This is a genomic window from Ruegeria sp. AB9, from assembly GCF_056542585.1.
In genome coordinates this window covers 26,391-45,600 of the sequence record NZ_JBQGAA010000005.1, presented here as the reverse complement: position 1 = coordinate 45,600, position 19,210 = coordinate 26,391, and the positions used below count along the sequence as shown (strand labels likewise).

The following is a 19,210-nucleotide window of genomic DNA, read 5'->3' as shown; positions in this document are numbered from 1 at the left end:
AAAGAAATTCACGAAATCAAAAAAACTTCGAAATTGAAATTCAGTCAATATAAATGTGAAATCGCTCCAGACATATGGTTGGAGCACCCTTCATGAACGTTGCCGCCAAACGCGCCATCGAACAGGACATTGCACATCACGTGCATCCGCAGTCGAATTTGCACCAGCATTCCGAGCACGGTCCAACCATGATCACGCATGGCAACGGGGTCTTCATTTACGACAGTGAAGGGCGTGAGATTATTGACGGGTTTTCCGGTCTGGGCTGTGTCTCGCTGGGTTATCACAACGAACGCTTGTCGAATGCAGCGAAACGCCAGATGGACGTATTGCCTTTTGCCCCCACCTTTTACAACCGCTCGCATCCGCGTGTAGCACAACTGGGCCAAAGGCTGATCGGAATGGCGCCCGGAGAGATGACCCGGGTGATGTTCCAGTGTTCGGGGTCCGAAGCCAATGACACCGCGATCAAGCTGTTGTGGTACACCAACACCGCGCGGGGTGAGCCGAAACGGCGCAAGATCATCGGCCGGGTGCGTGGCTATCACGGCAACACGATTGCGACAGTGTCGCTGTCTGGTCAGCCCCATATGCATACGAAATTCGGACTTCCATTGCCCGAGTTCAAACACACGGAATTGCCGAATTATTACCGCTTTCACATCGACGGCGAAAGTGAGGAAGAGTTCTCGTCCCGGATGGCCGCGAAGTTCGAGGAACTGATCCTGTCTGAAGGCCCCGAAACGGTGGCGGCCTTCTTTGCCGAACCGGCCATCTCGGGTGGCGGCGCGCTGATGCCACCTGAAGGATATTGGCGTGAGATGCAGGCCGTTCTACGGAAGTACGACATCAAATTTCTTGCCGATGAGGTCGTTTGCGGTTTTGGTCGCACCGGCAATATGTGGGGATCGCAGACCTGGGGGCTGGAGCCCGACATGATCTCGTGCGCCAAGGCGCTTTCGGCGGCGTTCTTCCCGATCTCGGCGCTGATGTTCAAAGACGAGATGTATGCCTACATGATGAAGAATTCGGACGAGGTCGGCACTTTTGGTCACGGTTATACCTATGCGGGCCACCCGGTCGGGGCTGCTGTGGGGTTGGAAGCGCTGGATATCTATGACGAGATTGATCTGGTCGGACACGTCCGCAAGGTTTCCGTACGGTTCCTCGAAAAATGCCACGCTATGGCAGACCATCCGCTGGTGGCCGAAGTGCGCGGCGTCGGGTTGTTCTGCGGTTTCGAACTGATGAAGGATGCAAAAACCCGTGAACCCTTCGATCCCTCTTGGAAAGTGGGTGAGCTTGTGCAGAACTTTGCTCATGATCGGGGCCTATACCTACGAGCGATTGGTGACCGGATGAGCTTTATGCCGCCGCTGATCATCAACGAGGATGAGATCGATATCGCAACTGATCGCTTCAAGGGTGCTCTGGATGATGCCTGGGCGGTGGTTCGCGCGAAAATCTGATCGTTTGTGGGGTCAGGCTCAGGCTTTCATCCGATCCCGGCGTCGCTGGTTCCCCCTTCAAGCGACGAACTTAATTGGACCCGTAGTTCGCCAAGGAGAACAGGGATGACAACACACCTGATACCGATACTTCCAGAAGATGGGTTGGCCGGAAGTTACATCAACGGTGCCTGGCATCGGCCCGAAGGGCGGCTGGTGGTCGAAAATCCCTCGCGCCGCACTCCGATCTGCGAGGTCGGTCGCGGCACGTCAACCGAGGTCAATTTGGCTGTCGATGCCGCCCGTGCCGCTTTGCCAGCGTGGCGCGCTTTGGCTGCGAGTGAGCGCGGCAAGCTTTTGACGGAACTCGGTCGTCGTCTGGAAGCCAATGCGGAAGAGGTCGCCCGCGTACTGGCCGCCGAGAGCGGTAATGCCATCAAGACCCAATCGCGGGGCGAGGCTATGGGGGCTGCCGGGGTTCTGAAGTATTATGGCGGCGTTGCGGTCGAACAAAAAGGAGAGACCCTACCGCTAGGCCCCGGATTGTTCAGTTTTTCTACGCGGGAACCACATGGTGTTGTGGGCTCGATAATCCCGTGGAACTCGCCCCTGCAGTTGGGTGCAGTAAAAATCTCCATGGCGTTGGCGACCGGAAACTGTCTGGTCCTGAAACCTGCCGAGGATGCGCCACTGGCGATCTTGAAACTGGCTGAGATGGCAGATGGCCTGTTCCCTCCGGGGGTGTTCAACGTGGTCACCGGGCTGGGAGAAGAAGCCGGTGCGGCCCTGGCGTCGCATCCTGACGTGGACAAGGTATCCTTCACCGGGTCAAGTGAAGTGGGCAAGCTGATCGGAAAGGCCACAGCCGACCGTATCGCCAAGCTGACGCTGGAGCTGGGCGGCAAATCTCCGACCATCGTCTTCCCGGACGCCATTGCGGATGGCCGTTTGGACAGCACGGCGCAACAAGTGGCCAACGCCATGCGTTTTGCCCGTCAGGGTCAAAGCTGCACCGCCGGGTCGCGCTTGTTCGTGCACAAGGACATCTGGCGTGAATTGATGCCCAAAGTGGCAGAGAAATCTGCTGCACTGAAGGTCGGCGATGCGCTGGACCCCGATGTGGATATGGGCGCGGTCGTCAATGCGGAACGTTATGGCGAAATCCGCGCTTATGTGGCCGAAGCAGAGGCCCAAGGCGCCACTTTCCTGATCGGCGAAACCCCGGCTGAAGACCCTGATGGTTTCTGCCCAAATCCTACTATTCTCACCGGCATCGACAACAATTGGCGCATCGCCCGCGAGGAGGTATTCGGCCCGGTTTTGGTCGCCATCCCCTTCGAGACGGAACAGGAAGTGATCGCCATGGCCAATGATACACATTACGGGCTGGCCGCTTTTCTTTTTACCCATGATATCAGCCGGATCACCCGTCTGACCCGCGCCATCGACGCTGGCTGGATTCAGGTCAACCAAGGCGGCGGTCAGATCCCCGGCATGTCATACGGCGGCACCAAGCGATCGGGCATGGGCAGCGAATACTCAATCGAAGGCGCGCTTGAGGCTTATACATACCGCAAATGCATCACCATCAATATCGAAGGTGGCGCGTGAGTACGGACCGATTTGGGAATGTCATCGATCCGAGTGTGGGGTATGCCCGCGGCATGCTATTGAAAAGCTCAGCGGATGAGGTGCGCAGGCTGGCCCAAGCTGACCGCATCGCAGCTGATTTCGTCGCTAGAAATGGTGTCGGCCAAATCGCTATCTGTACGGGAAATTTGCGGTTTTATCCTGCTACAGCGGATGATCTGACCGAGTTATGTGAAGAATGGATCGGACCCGGTCTTTTCGGTGAAGAACTGCGTCAGGCTGCTATTGCTCATTTGGGCGGGCAGGGGCATGAGTCGGCGGCAGTGGTCAATCGAACAAGTGCAGGGATCGTGGCAACGGTTCTGGCTCACAGCACTGACAGGCCGGTACTGTCACTCGTAGCCGCGGGTGATCGCAGCCATGCTTCGGTTCTGCGCGGGGCGCGACTGGCGGGCGTTTCAGTGCGCGAGGTTTATGATCTGCCCGCAGTTTTAAAGGTATTGGCTAGGGATAACCCGACCCTGTTCGTGATCACTCCGGTTACGTCGGAACTTTCTGTGCTGGACGACGACGTGATCCGAAATGCGGTTGCTGCAGGAAAGAAAGCAGGGTGTGTGTTGTTTCTAGACGACGCTTATGGCGCTCGCTTCCGCCCTGTTTTGCAGGGCGGGGCGCCATCGCTGGCATTTGGTGCGGATCTGGTCATAACCAATGCAGACAAGGCTGGTCTGTCCGGTCCGCGTGCCGGGGTGATTTGCGGGGAACCCGAGGCGCTGATCCCGGTGCAAGCCAAAGCCAGTGAACTGGGTATGGAGGCCCGCGCCCCTGTTGCCGTCGGTGCCATGCGTAGTCTGCAAGGGTTCACACCCGATCTGCTGCTGCAAGAGGTGCAGGATGGTCAGGATCTGGCTGACGCGCTTGAGGCCAAGCTCGGGGCCGAGCGTATAACTCGCTCGGCGCTGGGGCCGAAGATCGATGAGCAGGATGCGGCCGAGGTGGTTCTTAGCATGGCAGCTGCTGACACAACCGACCTTGTACCGGCGGAGATAACCGCAATAATCGGTATGCTGATGTTGCGCGACAAGGGTATCGTGACGGTCAACACCCACGGCCAGCCCGGCGGCCGTGTCTCGATCAGGCTGAAACCAACCTCGGGCGCAGTTGCGCGGGCGGGGGGCGCGGCAGAGGTGGCAGACGGTTTGGTGTCGGCGATGCAAGAGACAGCGGATCACCTGCATGACAAGGCCTGGGTATCCGCAATGCTGTTTGGAGAAGCGTGAATGGCCGACTCAGCCTTGATTTCTCGGTTGGATAACCGGCTGGATCAGTTGGTGAATATCGACATGGGCGAACGTGGCGTCGAACATTTGTTCGACGCCGCCCGTGCGTTGCAGGGCGGGTCACTGGTTGGTGCGGCGGCGGATGCACTGATGGCCGTGCCCGAGGGCGGGACCGTGGTGATGACCACCGGGTCTGTGTCGCGGGCGTGGATCACGTCGGCATTGGGCGAGAACGATGGTCCTTCTGGTGCAGCCGCGATAGCGCGGGCATTGGTACTGGCGCGTAACGCGACCTGCGTGATGCTGTGCGAAGAGACGTTGTTGGCTGCCATCCGCAATACCTGTCAGGCGGCAGGACTTTTTCCGGTGGCATTGGACCAGGCGAAAATCGCGCAAGCCGATAAAAGCCTCGCTACGATTGTCATGCTGCCTTTCGCTACAGATGACGAAGGTGGACCAAAGCAGGCCGCAGCACTTCTGTCAGACCTGAGACCCGACCTTTTGTTCTCAACCGAAAGGGTGGGGCGCAATGAGTACGGTGTTTATCACTCTATGCGAGGGATCGACTATGGGATGGGACGTGCACGTGTGGATTTCCTGTTCGATCTGGCGCTGGAACGCGGCGTTCCGGTAGTTGCGGTAGGAGACGGCGGCAATGAAATCGGCATGGGCAAGGTTGCAGACCACGTGAAAACCCATGTGCCCTATGGCGATGTCTGCCAATGCGGATGCGGCGGTGGGATCGGGGCAGTAACCAGCTGTGACGTGCTGGTAACGTCGGCCTGTTCAAATTGGGGGTGCACGGCAATTGTCGCAGCCATGGCCGCCCGCGCAGGTGACGGAAAACTACTTCATACACCCGAACGCGAAGCTCTGTTGCTGGACACGATGGTCGCCAATGGCCTGATCAACTCAACTCACGGAATCGTCGACGACAGTGTCGACGGGTTTCCCCGCCAAAGCCATATTGCGGTGGCCGAACTTTGCCGCACGATTGTGAGCCGCGCGCTCTGACTATGCACAGGACACCCCTATGATCCAGAACAACCCCGCCCTGATTGACGCAATCCGCGACCGGTTTGCGCATGTGGACAGCTGCCCGTTTCAGGGAGAGCGTATCTTTTTCGAAAACGCTGGTGGCGCTTTGACGTTGAAGTCGGTTGCCGAAACGTCAGCATTTTATGCCGCGATCCCCGATAATCCGGGTCGTATCAATCCGGCAGGGCAAGGCACCCAGAATGTGATCAGCAAGGCCAAGCAGGACTTGGCCGTGTTCATGAACGCTTCAAGCGGGCAGTTCTTTGCAGGAGAAAGCGGCACCGAGCTTTTGTTCCGCATGATCCGCACGGCCTGTCTGGTTGCACCCAAGGGCGCCAAGGTAATTGGATCGTCTATCGAGCATCCGGCAACCCGCAGCGCCGCGCGCCGTTGGGCTGAAATTGCAGGGTTGGAGTATGTAAATGTGCCCCACGATGACGACACTGGTCTGGTTACCGTCGAGGACTATGCCGCGCTGATGACCCCGGATGTTGCGGTGGCAACAATCCTGCATGCCTCACCGGTGACTGGTATGGGGATGGACGTGGCTGCTATTTCGGCCGCAATCCGCACCGTGGCGCCGGATTGTCTGATCGTTGTGGATGGCATTCAGCACGCAGCCCACGGACAGATGGATATCGACGCTTATGACGTCGATGGCTATGCGATTTCACCTTATAAGGTGTTTTCCCGCCATGGTTACGGCATTGCGTGGATATCGGAAAAACTAAGCGCTTTGCCCCATGACATGCTGATCAACGCACCTGCGACGGGTTGGGAATTCGGTACACGCGACGCAGGGTCTTATGCGACCGTGTCAGATGTTGTGTCCTATTTTGACTGGCTGGGCGGAGAGGTGTCTGAAGAGACCGATCCCCGCAAGCGGATCGAGGCGGCAGGTCGTGCCATTCACGCCTATGAAACCCACCTGACCAATACGGCCATCCGTGGCGCCGGCAACCTGCCGGGTTTGCGCGATATGGATCACGTCACTATTCTGGCAGGCGTTGACAACCCGGCCCGCGAGGGGCTGGTGTCTATCGTGGTCGAGGGTCGTGCGTCCGAAGACGTGGTTGAGATTCTGAACCAGCAAGGCATTCGCACTCATACCCGCAAGGCCGATCATTACTCTGGTAACGTTCTCGATCCATTGGGTCTGCCGGATTGCATCCGCATCTCGTTTTGCCACTACAACACAGAACAAGAGATCGCCCGCCTGCTGGCCGCGATCAAGGAGTTGGGTCAGGACAGCTAACCACGTTGTTCTGGGGGCGCAGAACTCAGCCGCGCATCCGTTCATTGTCCGGATCGTATAACGGGCGCAGGCTGGCCTGTGCGTGAACGGGCTGTCCTGCAACCATCACCTGATAGTTTCGCGCTGCAAGTGCCGTCATCGCCATTCCTTCGGGTCGTGTTACATACCCCAAGCCGATGGCTCCGCCGACACTCCAGCCATAGCTGGCAGAGGTCAGACGCCCCACGATCTGACCGTTACACAGGATCGGCTCTTTCCCGAATACCAGCGCTTCGGGGTCATCGAGCCTGAAGGATAGCAAACGGCTGGAAGCTCCGGCTGCTTTGCGGGCTTCAATGGCACTTTTACCGGTAAAATCGGTCGAAAAATCGCAAGCAAAAGTCAGGCCGCTTTCCACCGGGCTGTCGAAGGGGCCAATATCATGACCCCAGTGGCGGAAGCCTTTTTCGATCCGGCAGCTATCTACAGCCATCCCCCCGCACAGACGCGGTGCATCTGGTGCAGCCATAATCGTCTCGAAAACTTGCGGAGCATACTCGGAAGGCACATGCAATTCCCATCCTAACTCACCAACATATGTGATCCGCTGGGCCCGAACCGGCGCGTGCCCGATATGTAACAATTGCCAGGAACCAAACGGGAAGGTGTCGTTCGACAGGTCAGCATCGCTCAGGTCTGTCAGAAACTCCCGCGCGCGTGGACCCATCACCGCCAGAGTCGCCTCAGCGGACGTAACATTGACGACCGACACGCCAGAGCCCGCAAACTGCGTTTTCAGCCAGTATTCGGTTTGGGGTTCGGCGCCAGCAGAGGCCGTGATCATATAGCACGTTTCGCTCAGGCGCGCGACGGTCACATCCGCCTCGATCCCGCCTTGCTGGTTGAACATGTGGGTATAGGCTAACGCCCCCGGCGCAACCGCCATGTTGGCCCCGCAGAGCCGCTGCATATGTGCTTCGGCGTTCTGCCCGTTGACCATGAACCGGCCGAACGTCAGGTCGATCAGGCCCAAATCGTTGCGCAGCGCCAAATGCTCGGCCTTCCAGTCGTCGAACCAAGGCTCGCGCCCGAACCCGTCGGTCATCTCGCGTCCAAAGTACAGTGGCCGTTCCCAGCCATTGGCGCTGCCGAACTGCGCGCCTGCATCTTTCAGATGGGCAAAATAGGGCGTCCGGCGCAGCCCTCGTGCCTCGGTCTTGCGCAAATAAGGCCAGTGCATTGAATAGGCATGGCTCAGCGTTTCTGCCGCTTTGGTGGCAGTATAGCTGCGCGCATTCAGACCCGGTACAATACGGCGGCTGTCTACATCAGTCAGATCCATGGTCATGTGGCCGTTCATGATCCACTCGGCCAACGCCTTACCTGCGCCGGGGCCATTCTGAATGCCCGTCGAGTTGAACCCGGCAGCGATCCAATAGCCTGACACATCCGGGACCGGCCCCAGATAATGCTTGGCATCCGGGGTAAAGCACTCCGGCCCGTTGAAGAATTTGCGAATGCCCGAGTTTGCAAGCGCCGGAACCCGTTTCAGTGCTGCTTCGAGTATTGGGTAAAGGTGCTCTTCATCGCAGGGCAATTCATCGAACTCGAATGCCTCGGGCAAGCCGTCCCGGGGCAGCCAAGGGGTGGCATTGGGTTCAGAACAGCCGATCAGCAGTTTGCCTGCGTCTTCCTTGTAATAGGCGTATTCATCCATCACCCGCAGAACCGGTAGGTCGCCTGTCACCCCTTCAATCGGGTCTGTCACCACATAGTAGTGGTTGGTGTAGTGCAAAGGAATTTGCACACCGTGGGTCAAACCAAACTCACGCGCCCACATGCCGGTGGCGTTGACCACATGTTCGGCGCGCACCAAGCCTTCGTTAGTTTCCACTCCAACAGTGCGACCGCCTTCCAGCACGACACCTGTGATCTTGGTATCTTCAAAGATTTCGGCGCCATGCATTCGCGCGCCCTTGGCCAATGCCATGGTCGTGTCTATGGGGTTGGTATACCCATCGCCCGGAAACCAGAATGCGCCTTTGGCATCATGGATCGACAACAGAGGCCAGCGCCGCTGCGCTTCGGTCAGGCTGATCTCTTCTGCGCGTAAGCCGCAGCCGTGGGCATAGTCGATCTTGCGTCGCAGCTCCTCTACACGCGCCTCGGTCAACGCCATCGTCATCGAGCCATTGCGTTTGAACCCGGTGTTTTGGCCGGTCTCGTCCTCAAGGCTTTCCATCAGGTCGAGCCCGTATTTCGCCAGCGCCGACATGATCGGCACGCCTTGTGTTTCGCTAACCAGCCCGGCGGCGTGCCATGTGGTGCCCGAAGTCAGTTTCTTGCGTTCGAACAGGGCAACCGACCAGCCTGCCTTGGCAAAATGATACGCGGTGGCGCAGCCGACGATGCCACCACCGATGATCGCAACCTGAACGTTGCCGGGAAGGGGTTTCGCCACGATACTACCCCCTCAGTCGTTCGTTTTCGGGATCATAGAAGGGTACGGTGGTCACGGTTGCGTTGACCGGTACGCCAAGCACTTCGATCTGGTACACGTCTCCTGGCCAAGCTGCTTCGGTCAGATACCCCAGCGCGATGCGCTTGCCGATGCGAAACCCGGTGCCGCCCGAGCTGACGTAGCCCACTGGTTTGCCGTCTCGACAGATAGGATCGGAAGACAAGGCATCTGCGCCGTGTCCGTCCAGAACAAAGGCGGTAAAGTGATAGTCCTTCGGCTGTTTAGCTTGCGCCAAAAACGCCTCGCGGCCGACAAAGCTGTCTTTCTTCTTGCTGACAAACCGGTCCAAGCCCGCGTCAAAAGCGGTATATTCGATGCCGAAATCCGCGCCCCAGCCATGATAGCCCTTTTCGAGCCGCATAGCGTTCAGCGCGTAAGAGCCGAATTCGACCATGCCCTTTTCAGCCCCTTGGTCCATGATCGCAGTATAGGCGGTTACCAGATCGGTGCTGCGCATATGCAGTTCCCATCCCAGTTCGCCGACATAGGACACGCGCAAGGCAATTACCGGCACACCAGCGATGGTGATTTCACGCACGGACATCCACGGTGCTGCTTCTTTTGACAGGTCATCCCCGGTCAGCGGTTGCAGCACATCACGGGACTTTGGCCCCATTACCATCAGCGCAGCGTCAAACTCCGAACCTCGGGTGAGGGTTACGCCGTCTTCAGGCAGGAACCTCGACATCCAGTCATGATCGCGCTGATCCGCCAGTGTCGGGCCGCAAAGCAGGTATTTGTTCTCGTCCAGTCGCGCAATTGTGGCTTCGGACCAGATTTTGCCCTTGGGCGTCAGCATGTAAGACAGCTTGACCCGACCGACCGAAGGCATCTCGCCGCAAAACACGTGATTAAGGAATTCGGTGGCTCGTGGCCCTTCAACCTCATAGCGCGTGAACCCGCCATGATCCATCACGCCCACATTGCCGCGCACATTTTCGCATTCGGCTTTGACCGCATTGTGCCAAGCCTCGTGATGGAAGCTGAGATGACCGTCATCCTTGATCTGATCCGTCTGGAACCAGAAGGCACGTTCCCATCCGGCGATTTGCCCGAAAACGGCACCCTTGGCTTTCAAGGTGTCATAGAGAGGTGTGGTTTGCACCGGACGTCCCGATTTCCACAAACGGTGAGGATACGGAATCGCATATTGATGCTCATAGAGTTCGCTGGCCCGTTTGACAGTATAGTCGAAGGTCGCCCATTCCTCACCGAAACGGCGCGGGTCCCACGTGGACATATCCCATTCGGTTTCACCTTCAGTGATCCACTCGGTCAGCGTTTTGGCCGCCGCAGCCGAATGGGTGATACCCACAGGAAAACAACAGGCGTGGTAGAAATTCGGCAACCCAAATGCCGGACCGCAGAGCGGCGCGCCATCGGGGCTGTAGGGGACCGGGCCGTTCACAAAGCGGCTGACGCCGGCCTTGCCCAACAGGGGGATATGCTCCAGCGCGGCTTCAAGGATTTCAGCGATGTCATCGACACTGTCCGGATAAAGCTGATTCGCAAAACACTCGGGCATCCCATCCAGCCACGCCGGGCGACCTTCATGGCCGTATGAGCCCAACAGCAGCCCGTTCCGCTCGCGGCGAAGGTAATACATGATGTCCGGGTCGCGAACGAGTGGGAAGTTTTCGGGGTTGGCCTCTAACTCCGGTAAGCTTTCAGTAACCAAATATTGGTGTTCTAGCGTAACGACGGGTAGCTTCTGGCCGACCATTTCCCCGACCTGGCGGCCATGGTATCCACCCGCGTTGATAACGATATCGCAGGTCACATCACCCTTGTTTGTTTGGATCAGCCATTCGCCGGAAGCGCGGCGTTTGATGCCGGTAACCGTGGTAAACCGCGCAATCGCCGCGCCCAGATCTCGCGCGCCTTTGGCCAGTGCCTGGGTCAGCTGCGAGGGGTCCACGTCGCCTTCATAAGGGTCGTAAATCCCTCCGATGATGCTGTTGCCCGAGCTGAAATATGGGTGCATCTCATCCATCTCGGAGGGCGTGAGCATCGCCATTTCATAACCCAGCCCCCTCGATATCCCGACGAGGTGGCGGAACAGGTCCATCCGTTCCGGCGTATGGGCAGGCCAGAAGGCACCGGTGTGACGGTAGGTAATCGGGTAATCAACCTCGTCGGCCAGACCTTTGTACAGGTGCCAGGCATAGTTTCCCGCGCGCATCCCACCCCAGCTGTTGGCATAGGTCGGGATATTGCCAGCTGCGTGCCAGGTCGATCCACTGGTCAATTCGTTCTTTTCGATCAGCAGCGTTTCGGTTACGCCTGCCTTGGCAAGGTGGTACAGAGTCGAGACACCAACCGCACCACCCCCAATGATCACAACTTTGGCTTGGCTTTTCATGGGTTTAATCTTTCAGATGAATGGGCAGGCGGGCACGAAGCGAAGCCTCGATTTCAGCGGATAGATGAGAAGGTGCAGGCTGCGCCTCGATCTCGGCGACGCGGGCGATGGCCCGGTCCCAGACTGTTTGCGCGCCGCTTTCCAGCCAGTCGTTGACACTCTGGCGGTCGCCCAGTGACGGGTAGACATATTCCTTGGTCATCAGGTCCAGCGTCTGAACGGTGCCGAGGAAATGCCCTTCGCCGGTCACCACCTCTTCGATCATGGCCAGATCAATGGAGTCTTCGAACATCTCGACTCCTCGCACCGTACGCAGGATGGCACCGCACATATCGTTGTCGATCACCAAAGCCTCTTTGCTGGCGGCCATGATTGATCCCAGCATTCCGACCGACAGGTTGATCATGTCGGCACCGCCCTGCGCGGCGAGCGCAATGGTATAGCCCTTTTCGTAACCAGACTGCGCATCGACTGTTTTGGCATCGGTCATGCCGGCCGAAACTGTCGAAGGCAGACCAAGGTTCAGCAGCAATTGCGCGGCGGCAGCGTTGGCCACCGCTGCCTCACCCGACCCGCCGGTCATCGCCCCTGTGCGCAGGTCCGAGATGAAGGGCAGGAAAGCCAGAATGCAGGGAAAGCCGGGTTGCATCATGTTGACCAGAACCAGACCGGCCAGCGATTCCGCCAACCCCTGCGCCAGTGCACCGGCCAGCGAAGCTGGGCTGGTCGCCCCCGCTTGTGCCGCCGAGCAGATTTGCAAAGGCATCCCCAGCCGCACGCATTCGCGCATCACGCCGCAGGCCTCTTCGGCCAGCGTCAGGGGCGGCACCACGTGGCAGACCGAGGCAAAACAGAATGGTTGAATGCGAAACGCGCCTTCGCCACCAAGGGCTTGGTCGAACATCCCGACGACGGGTGCCACGTTGGCTGGCTCAAAGAAACTGGTGCCTATTGGCTTTGAGGTTGCCTTCATCGCGGTAAAGGCGGTGTTGATATCCAGCGTCAGCGGGTCTTCGAGATCACGTGCCACAACGGGGCGCAGAGAGTAATGAATACTGTCGCAGGCATCGACAATGCGCATCAGATCGTACAAGTCCTGCAATGTACTGTCGCGAAACGTATTCGTGGCTGCATCCAGAACCTGCACGGCTGCTCCACCGGTGCCGATATGCACACGGCCACCGCCGATTTCGATCCCTCGGTCTCGATTGAACCCGGGCAATTCCACCCGTTTACAGGCTTTTGCAAGCATATCTTCGACCAGATCGCGCGAAAAGGTGATGCGTCCATCGGCCCGCGCCAAGGCACCGTTACCCAAGGCGAGTTCAAGAGTGTCATTGGGTGCGCCGGATACACCGATACGCTCCAGAATGTCGAAAGCCGTGTCTGTGATATGCTTCAGCTTGTTGTTGTTCAACGGTTGGAAACACCCGCCAAGCGGCGGAACCGTCACCTTTTGTGTCGCAGGGTTGGCGGGCCTTTTGTTTCTTGTTCGCCGCATAAACACGTCCGTGGAAGGGAGAATCCACGACATCTTAGAAAGGGCCAAAAATTAGCTCAATTCCATTATTTGTAGATTTTAATGAATGAAATTCACGCAAATAAGGGGCTAGAACCTTGCGCGACATCGACACCGAAAGCCTCAGTTCAGGTGCTGAGTTTGGCCGCCTTATGTTCGGGATGCCACTGTTTCGCGACAGGATCGCATAACTTCAGACAATCCACTGCGCGCGCTGCGATCTGCGCCACGATTTCAGTCATGTTGACTGGATTCAAATAGAAGGCTGGCACAGGGGGCAGGATAATGGCCCCCATTTCTGCGGCTGCTGTCATATTCCGCAAATGCGCCAGCGTCAGCGGTGCTTCGCGTGTCAGCAGAACCAATGGTCGCCGTTCCTTGAGTTGCACACTGGCGGCGCGTGTCAGCAAATTATCGTCCAGACCATGTGCGATTGCACCAAGCGAACGCATAGAACAGGGCGCGACGATCATCCCGGATACAGGAACCGAACCGGACGCGATGCTGGCCCCGATATCCGTGGATGCGTGATGACGGGACACCGACTGCCGCAGTTCATTCAGAGCATCGGGGCCGCATTCCTGCGCAAGTGTCAGACCGGCGGCCGGACTGACCACCAGGTCGGTTTCGATATCCGCCGACGCCAACTGTTGCGCCACCGCAAGACTCAATGCCGCGCCAGAAGCGCCTGATACGCCCAAAACTACACGGGTTTTTGTCATGCTCTCAGCTCCGGCATCAATCTGTTTACAAGATCTTCGGCAAAGACTTGATCGGCCTGAGCGGTGCGCATGACCGTCCCCCATTCCCGCGATGTTTCACTGCCCAGTTTTGTGGTTGCGTCGATACCGATCTTCCCGGCCAAGCCGGGTTCGGGTGAGGCGAAGTCCAGATAGTCCATAGGTGTTCTGTCCAAGGTCATCACGTCGCGGCTTGGGTCCATTCGTGTGGCAAGCGCCCAGGCGATGTCGTCCCAGTTGCGGGGGTCGATATCGGCATCGACTGCAATGATCATCTTCGTATAGCTGAATTGCGGCAGCATCCCCCACAGGGCCATCATCACACGTTGGGCCTGCCCCGGATATCGCTTGTCGATGGCGACGATTGCGATGCGATAGGAACAGGCCGCAGGAGGCAGCCAAAGGTCGTGGATTTCCGGGATTTGCGCGCGAATGGTTGGCAAGGCAAGGCGATTGAACACTTCGCCGATGATGGCAGGTTCGTCCGGAGGGCGTCCGGTATAGGTCGACAGGTACAAAGGCGCTTCGCGATGGGTTACAGCAGTGACATGCATCACCGGAAAAGGCTCGGCGGGATTGTAATACCCGGTGTGATCTCCAAAAGGCCCTTCGGGAGCAGTTTCGCTGGGCGACACCCATCCTTCCAAAACGATCTCGGCATCTGCAGGAACCAACAGAGGGACGGATTTAGCTGGAACCAGGCGCGGCCGGTTCTGGTTCAGGGCTCCGGCAAATGTCAGTTCAGATACGGTTTCGGGCAGAGGCAGAGCGGCCGACAACAACGTCGCGGGGTTTGCGCCCAGAACAATTGCGACCGGCGTCTTTTCGTTTCGCTGTGCCCAACTGCGATGATGGGCGGCCCCGCCGCGATGTGGCAACCAGCGCATGATCAGACGGTTCCGATCCAGCACCTGAACGCGATAGACGCCGGCATTGTATGTCTGTGCAGCGTTGGGTTCGCTGCCATGGGGCCGGGTGATGACAACAGGCCACGTGATCAGAGGCCCTGCATCCTGGGGCCAGTGTGTCTGGATTGGCAGCGCAGAGAGATCTACCTCGGCTCCGCTGTGGCAAACATGCTGAACAGCGGCAGATTTGACCTGCTTCGGTCGGGTAGACAATGCCGCCTTCAGCATCGGCCACCGGGACAGCGCATCCCGCAACCCGTCCGGGGGCGTCGGCGCCCGCAGCGCTGCCAAAAATGCACCCAGATCGTCCAGCCCTTCGAGTGAAACGCCCAGTCCGGCGGCGACGCGTTCCGTGGTTCCGAACAGGTTGACCACAACCGGTATGTCGGTCTTTCCGGCGGATACACCTGACGGTGAATCAAACTGCAACACCGGCCCATTGGCCTCTAACACCGCGCGGTGGACAGCGGTCATTTGGTGACATACCGAAACAGGATCAGGGATGCGCCTGAACTGTCCTGTTTCTTCACACCATTTCAGAAAATGTCGAAGGCTGGGATATTGCGGCAGGGTGCGAATGGGTTTGCTCCGGCGGTGGTGCTCACCCTCTAACAACGAAAGCGATGGGTCGAATTGACAACCGTCAAGTCCATGATGCCGGGGCGGCTTTAGGAAGGCCGCACCGGTTCACATTGTTGAGACAGCAGGAGGTCTGTTTGTCCGATCCCCAAAACCCGATTCCGCATTGCCCTGTCGCCCTGGCAGCCGGCCTGCGGTTTGTTCCGCTTGCACCTTTGTCGCTGTCACTGACAGTGTTTTCCCGCAAAATAACCAAGAAACACCCCGACTTGCTCAATCGGCTTGGCGAATATAACCGGGCTGTTTTTGTGATTGATCCGACGGATTTGCCGGTTGTTCTATTGCTAGATGCGAATAATGGTGCGCCGAAGGTGACACTAAGCCGAAGACACGAGACAGGGGCTGCGCGAATCTCCGGTCCTATGGCTGCGCTGCTTGGGTTGGTGCACGGTGCGTTCGACGGTGATGCCCTGTTCTTTTCGCGTGATCTGGTGATCGAGGGCGACACAGCGGCAGCGCTGGCGCTGCGCAATGCAATTGATGACGCAGAGCTGGATCTCGCGCACGAAGTTGCAACCCTTTCCGGCCCGCTTGCACGACCGCTGGAGCAGCTCATCGCGTTTGCGGAGCGTCGGACCGGCCTTTGTTTGACCCGGCCCGAGGATGCGGTCCTATGGTAATGGAAATCGTTTGCCCGGCGGGAACGCCCGCCGCCCTGCGTGCGGCTGTCAAGGCCGGAGCCCACACCGTCTACTGTGGTTTCAATGATGAGACCAATGCGCGGAACTTTCCGGGTCTCAACTTCGACCGCGCTGAAATGCGGGCCGGAATTGCCTTTGCCCACGATCACGGATCCAAGGTCTTGATCGCAATCAATACCTTCCCACGAGCGGGCAGCGAAGAGATCTGGAGACAGGCAGTGGCGGATGCCGAAACCTGTGGTGCAGATGCTGTAATTCTCGCCGATCTGGGTTTGCTGGACTATGCTGCGCGATACCATCCAGGATTGCGCAGGCACCTGTCCGTTCAGGCCGCGGCGGCCAATGCTGATGTGATAAACTTCTACGCCGAAACTTTCGACGTCAAACGGGTGGTCTTGCCGCGCGTGCTGTCCGTGCCTGAAATTGCTGCGATAAACTCTGAAACCGCAGTCGAAACCGAAGTCTTTGTGTTCGGCGGTCTTTGTGTAATGGCCGAGGGGCGATGTTCGCTGTCCTCTTATGCCACCGGGTTGTCCCCCAACATGAACGGTGTCTGCTCTCCCGCCAGCCATGTGGAGTATCAGGACGATCAGGGTGCGTTGAACGCGCGCCTTGGTGGTTACCTGATCCACCGGGTCGAACGCAACGAGCCCGCACCGTATCCGACATTGTGCAAAGGGTGTTTTTCCGCAGGTGAAAAGACAGGGCACCTGTTCGAAGATCCCGTCAGCCTGAATGCAGAACGGCTGATCCCGCAATTGCAAAAGGCGGGTGTAACGGCCTTGAAAATCGAAGGGCGCCAACGGTCCAAATCCTATGTCGCACAAGTCGTTCGGAATTTTCGCGCCGCTGTCGATGCGCTGGATGCGGGGCGGTCAATGCCCGAAGGAATGCTGGCGCGCTTGTCCGAAGGGCAGGCCATGACGACCGGCGCTTATAAAAAGACGTGGAGATAACCCGATGGAATTGACCGTTGGCCCGAACCAGTTCTTCTGGCCCGCCGAAACCTGGGCCGAATTTTATGACGACATAGCCCGATCACCCGTTGATCGCGTTGTGGTCGGGGAACTGGTCTGTTCCAAGCGCCTGCCATTTTATCAGGATCGTATCCCTGAGGCGATATCCCGGTTGGTCGAAGCGGGTAAAGAGGTCGCACTGACAAGCTTGGCCTTGGTGACCCTGAAACGCGAGCGCAAACTGACGGCTGAGCTTGCAGAAATGGGCATCATGGTTGAGATCAACGATCTGACCGCGCTGGCGCATTTGCCCGACAACTGCGCGTTTGCCGTTGGCCCATTGGTCAACGTGTACAACGAAGGTACTTTGAAGTGGTTGGCCGCACGGGGTGCGCGCCGCATTTGTCTTCCGCCTGAATTGCCCATCGCTTCGGTCAAAGCGCTGACACAGGTTGCCTCTGATTTGGGCGTCGCGGTCGAAGTATGGGGGCACGGGAGGTTGCCGCTGGCCATTTCCGGGCGCTGCTATCACGCGCGGTTGCATGGGCGCAGCAAGGACAATTGCCAGTTCGCCTGCGAAGACGACCCGGATGGGCTGGACGTTCTGACCGGTGACGGCAAACCTTTTATGGCAATGAACGGGGTGCAAACCCTGTCAGACAGTTATGCCTGCACGGACCATCAGATCGATCTGCTACGGCAGGCGGGTGTCTCGGCGTTGCGCCTGTCGCCGCAATCCGACGGGTTTCATAAACTGTGCAAGCTTTATCGTCAGCGCATCGATGGAGGCCTGCCTGAGGGCGAACTGGAGCGCGTACTGCGTGGCGTTGATCCGGATATTCGGTTAAGCGACGGGTTTCTGACGGGTTCCTTTGGCGCTGAATGGTCTGGTGTCTCAGGGACGACTTAAACGCCTGTTTGATTGCCGCGACGGTTCGATGATCTGCGCAATTGGCGTGAATGAAGACAGCTGCCCTATGTCTGGAGCCCCTAAGAGGTTTCTGCGCTTGCCTTGGTTTCTTCTTCCTGAACCCAGGTTTCGGCCTGCAAAACCCCGGGCTGTCCGGTGCCGATAATCCCCACAACCTGCACGTCGCCGGTATCGGTGGGTGCGGCCACCTGAACGCGTCGGATCAAGGCGAAGAGAGCAACCGCAATACCGATACCCGCCAGAAGAAACTGAAGACCCCGTCCGCCGAACAAAGAGATGGAGTTTGGTCCCAACATGGTTCCGACAAGCAGACCGACATTCAGCAACAACACCATCGTGCCACTGGCCGGAACGATCTGAGACAGTTTGAGCTGATCATTCGCATGCGCCGTCAGGATCGAATAGGCTGGGTACAGCCCAATTGCGATCAGAACAAAGCCATAGACGATATGCGACGGCGCGGTATCAATGGCCATCCAAAGACTGGACAGGGTCGTTATAACACCTAGCCCAATGACCACATAGCGCCTGTCCGTGTGATCAGAAAGCCAGCCGATCGGGTATTGCACCACTGCACCGGCGATCAACGCAGCAACAAGCGCCCCCGAAGCCTGCGCCGTAGTGAAGCCTTGTTGCAGCGCATATAGTGGTAGCGAGATGTAAGACGCCGCGACACCGACACTGGCAAGAACGATCCCGATGACCGCTATTGGCGAAACTTTGTAAAGCACTGGAACCGACATGCGCTCCGGCGCGGCATATTCGGGGGCTTTGTTCCCCGACAGAAGAAGCGGCACAATCGAAAGTGAAATCAGAATGGAAACAAGGCCGAACAGCAGGTTTCCGGTGGGGTCGGGGAAACCGACTATTGCAGTTCCCAGGGCCGGGCCGGCAAGCTGAATAATGAAGTACAGCGACAAGACCTGAGCGCGCATGTTATTTTCGGATTTTGCGTTCAGCCAGCTTTCAGTGATGACGTAAAGCCCCGGGTAACAAAACCCACCCAACAGGCGCATCACGCTCCAGCTGATCGCGTCGCTGGTCAGCAGATGCACAATGGCCGCAATTGAGACCAGCGAGGCAAGGGCGGAAAACGCCCGAATGTGCCCGACATTTTCAACCAGCCGTGGGGCCAGTGCCGTCCCGGCAAGCGCGCCTAAGGGATAGCTCGCCTGCATAATGGAAATCGTGAAGTCACTGAAGCCCAGACTGGCCCCCCGGATCGTCAGCAACGTCGCCAACAAGCCGTTGGCGACCATCAGCATGAACATTCCCAGGAACAGTGCCCAGTTTTCATTTAATGCGCGTATCATAGCCAACGGCTACTTTGGCGGGTCAGATCTGTATACAACCCCAACGACATCGAGATGTCGTTAGATGGAACTCTTCCGTTGCAGGCCGAC

14 protein-coding genes are annotated in these 19,210 nt (G+C 58.1%); 8 read left to right on the top strand and 6 right to left on the bottom strand.

Annotated elements, in window-relative coordinates; all coding sequences use genetic code 11:
• The first annotated feature begins 92 nt into the window (after positions 1-92).
• From ACR0K5_RS13100 to ACR0K5_RS13080, 5 genes are all read left to right on the top strand, one after another.
• Positions 93-1,469 (top strand): aminotransferase, encoded by a 1,377-nt coding sequence (locus tag ACR0K5_RS13100; RefSeq protein WP_480630093.1) that lies wholly within the window; start codon positions 93-95, stop codon positions 1,467-1,469.
• A 105-nt stretch (positions 1,470-1,574) separates the two neighbouring features.
• Positions 1,575-3,059: an aldehyde dehydrogenase family protein gene (locus ACR0K5_RS13095; RefSeq protein ID WP_480630092.1), complete on the top strand. Its 1,485-nt coding sequence runs from the start codon at positions 1,575-1,577 to the stop codon at positions 3,057-3,059.
• Positions 3,056-4,318, top strand: a complete 1,263-nt coding sequence (locus ACR0K5_RS13090) for a PLP-dependent aminotransferase family protein (RefSeq protein ID WP_480630091.1) — start codon at positions 3,056-3,058, stop codon at positions 4,316-4,318. Before ACR0K5_RS13095 ends, ACR0K5_RS13090 begins: the two co-directional genes overlap by 4 nt.
• A complete protein-coding gene (locus tag ACR0K5_RS13085) occupies positions 4,319-5,332 on the top strand; it encodes a glutamate cyclase domain-containing protein (RefSeq protein ID WP_480630090.1) in 1,014 nt (337 codons plus the stop codon).
• A 19-nt stretch (positions 5,333-5,351) separates the two neighbouring features.
• Positions 5,352-6,611, top strand: a complete 1,260-nt coding sequence (locus ACR0K5_RS13080) for an aminotransferase class V-fold PLP-dependent enzyme (protein WP_480630089.1) — start codon at positions 5,352-5,354, stop codon at positions 6,609-6,611.
• Positions 6,612-6,636: 25 nt separating this feature from the next.
• Here ACR0K5_RS13080 and ACR0K5_RS13075 read toward each other — a convergent pair whose 3' ends face one another.
• From ACR0K5_RS13075 to ACR0K5_RS13055, 5 genes are all read right to left on the bottom strand, one after another.
• A complete protein-coding gene (locus ACR0K5_RS13075) occupies positions 6,637-9,051 on the bottom strand; it encodes a GcvT family protein (protein WP_480630088.1) in 2,415 nt (804 codons plus the stop codon).
• 4 nt (positions 9,052-9,055) lie between these two features.
• On the bottom strand, positions 9,056-11,473 hold the full coding sequence (locus tag ACR0K5_RS13070) for a GcvT family protein (protein ID WP_480630087.1): 2,418 nt from the start codon (positions 11,471-11,473) through the stop codon (positions 9,056-9,058).
• 4 nt (positions 11,474-11,477) lie between these two features.
• Positions 11,478-12,974, bottom strand: a complete 1,497-nt coding sequence (locus tag ACR0K5_RS13065; protein WP_480630086.1) for a trimethylamine methyltransferase family protein — start codon at positions 12,972-12,974, stop codon at positions 11,478-11,480.
• 146 nt (positions 12,975-13,120) lie between these two features.
• Complete coding sequence (locus tag ACR0K5_RS13060) at positions 13,121-13,714, bottom strand: UbiX family flavin prenyltransferase (protein ID WP_480630085.1); 594 nt, start codon at positions 13,712-13,714, stop codon at positions 13,121-13,123.
• Positions 13,711-15,219 (bottom strand): UbiD family decarboxylase, encoded by a 1,509-nt coding sequence (locus ACR0K5_RS13055; RefSeq protein WP_480630262.1) that lies wholly within the window; start codon positions 15,217-15,219, stop codon positions 13,711-13,713. Before ACR0K5_RS13055 ends, ACR0K5_RS13060 begins: the two co-directional genes overlap by 4 nt.
• Positions 15,220-15,356: 137 nt before the next feature.
• Between ACR0K5_RS13055 and ubiT the strand changes: the two genes are divergently transcribed.
• Genes ubiT through ubiV form a run of 3 tightly spaced genes read left to right on the top strand, consistent with a single transcriptional unit; the run spans position 15,357 to position 17,786 of the window.
• Positions 15,357-15,899, top strand: a complete 543-nt coding sequence (ubiT, locus tag ACR0K5_RS13050; RefSeq protein ID WP_480630084.1) for a ubiquinone anaerobic biosynthesis accessory factor UbiT — start codon at positions 15,357-15,359, stop codon at positions 15,897-15,899.
• Positions 15,899-16,876 carry a ubiquinone anaerobic biosynthesis protein UbiU gene (gene ubiU / locus ACR0K5_RS13045; RefSeq protein ID WP_480630261.1) on the top strand — a complete coding sequence of 326 codons (978 nt, stop codon included), beginning with the start codon at positions 15,899-15,901 and terminating at the stop codon, positions 16,874-16,876. Before ubiT ends, ubiU begins: the two co-directional genes overlap by 1 nt.
• A 4-nt stretch (positions 16,877-16,880) precedes the next feature.
• On the top strand, positions 16,881-17,786 hold the full coding sequence (ubiV, locus tag ACR0K5_RS13040; RefSeq protein WP_480630083.1) for a ubiquinone anaerobic biosynthesis protein UbiV: 906 nt from the start codon (positions 16,881-16,883) through the stop codon (positions 17,784-17,786).
• Positions 17,787-17,866: 80 nt separating this feature from the next.
• Here ubiV and ACR0K5_RS13035 read toward each other — a convergent pair whose 3' ends face one another.
• Entirely contained in the window at positions 17,867-19,120 is a 1,254-nt protein-coding gene (locus ACR0K5_RS13035; RefSeq protein WP_480630082.1) for an MFS transporter, read from the bottom strand.
• Positions 19,121-19,210 lie beyond the last annotated feature (90 nt).

Bases quoted from the DNA above. Each gene is read 5' to 3' on its own strand.
- ACR0K5_RS13065 (WP_480630086.1), bottom strand. From the start codon at position 12,974: ATGCGGCGAACAAGAAACAAAAGGCCCGCCAACCCTGCGACACAAAAG.
- ACR0K5_RS13085 (WP_480630090.1), top strand. From the start codon at position 4,319: ATGGCCGACTCAGCCTTGATTTCTCGGTTGGATAACCGGCTGGATCAG.
- ACR0K5_RS13095 (WP_480630092.1), top strand. From the start codon at position 1,575: ATGACAACACACCTGATACCGATACTTCCAGAAGATGGGTTGGCCGGA.
- ACR0K5_RS13080 (WP_480630089.1), top strand. From the start codon at position 5,352: ATGATCCAGAACAACCCCGCCCTGATTGACGCAATCCGCGACCGGTTT.
- ACR0K5_RS13070 (WP_480630087.1), bottom strand. From the start codon at position 11,473: ATGAAAAGCCAAGCCAAAGTTGTGATCATTGGGGGTGGTGCGGTTGGT.
- ubiU (WP_480630261.1), top strand. From the start codon at position 15,899: ATGGAAATCGTTTGCCCGGCGGGAACGCCCGCCGCCCTGCGTGCGGCT.
- ACR0K5_RS13035 (WP_480630082.1), bottom strand. From the start codon at position 19,120: ATGATACGCGCATTAAATGAAAACTGGGCACTGTTCCTGGGAATGTTC.
- ubiV (WP_480630083.1), top strand. From the start codon at position 16,881: ATGGAATTGACCGTTGGCCCGAACCAGTTCTTCTGGCCCGCCGAAACC.
- ACR0K5_RS13100 (WP_480630093.1), top strand. From the start codon at position 93: ATGAACGTTGCCGCCAAACGCGCCATCGAACAGGACATTGCACATCAC.
- ACR0K5_RS13060 (WP_480630085.1), bottom strand. From the start codon at position 13,714: ATGACAAAAACCCGTGTAGTTTTGGGCGTATCAGGCGCTTCTGGCGCG.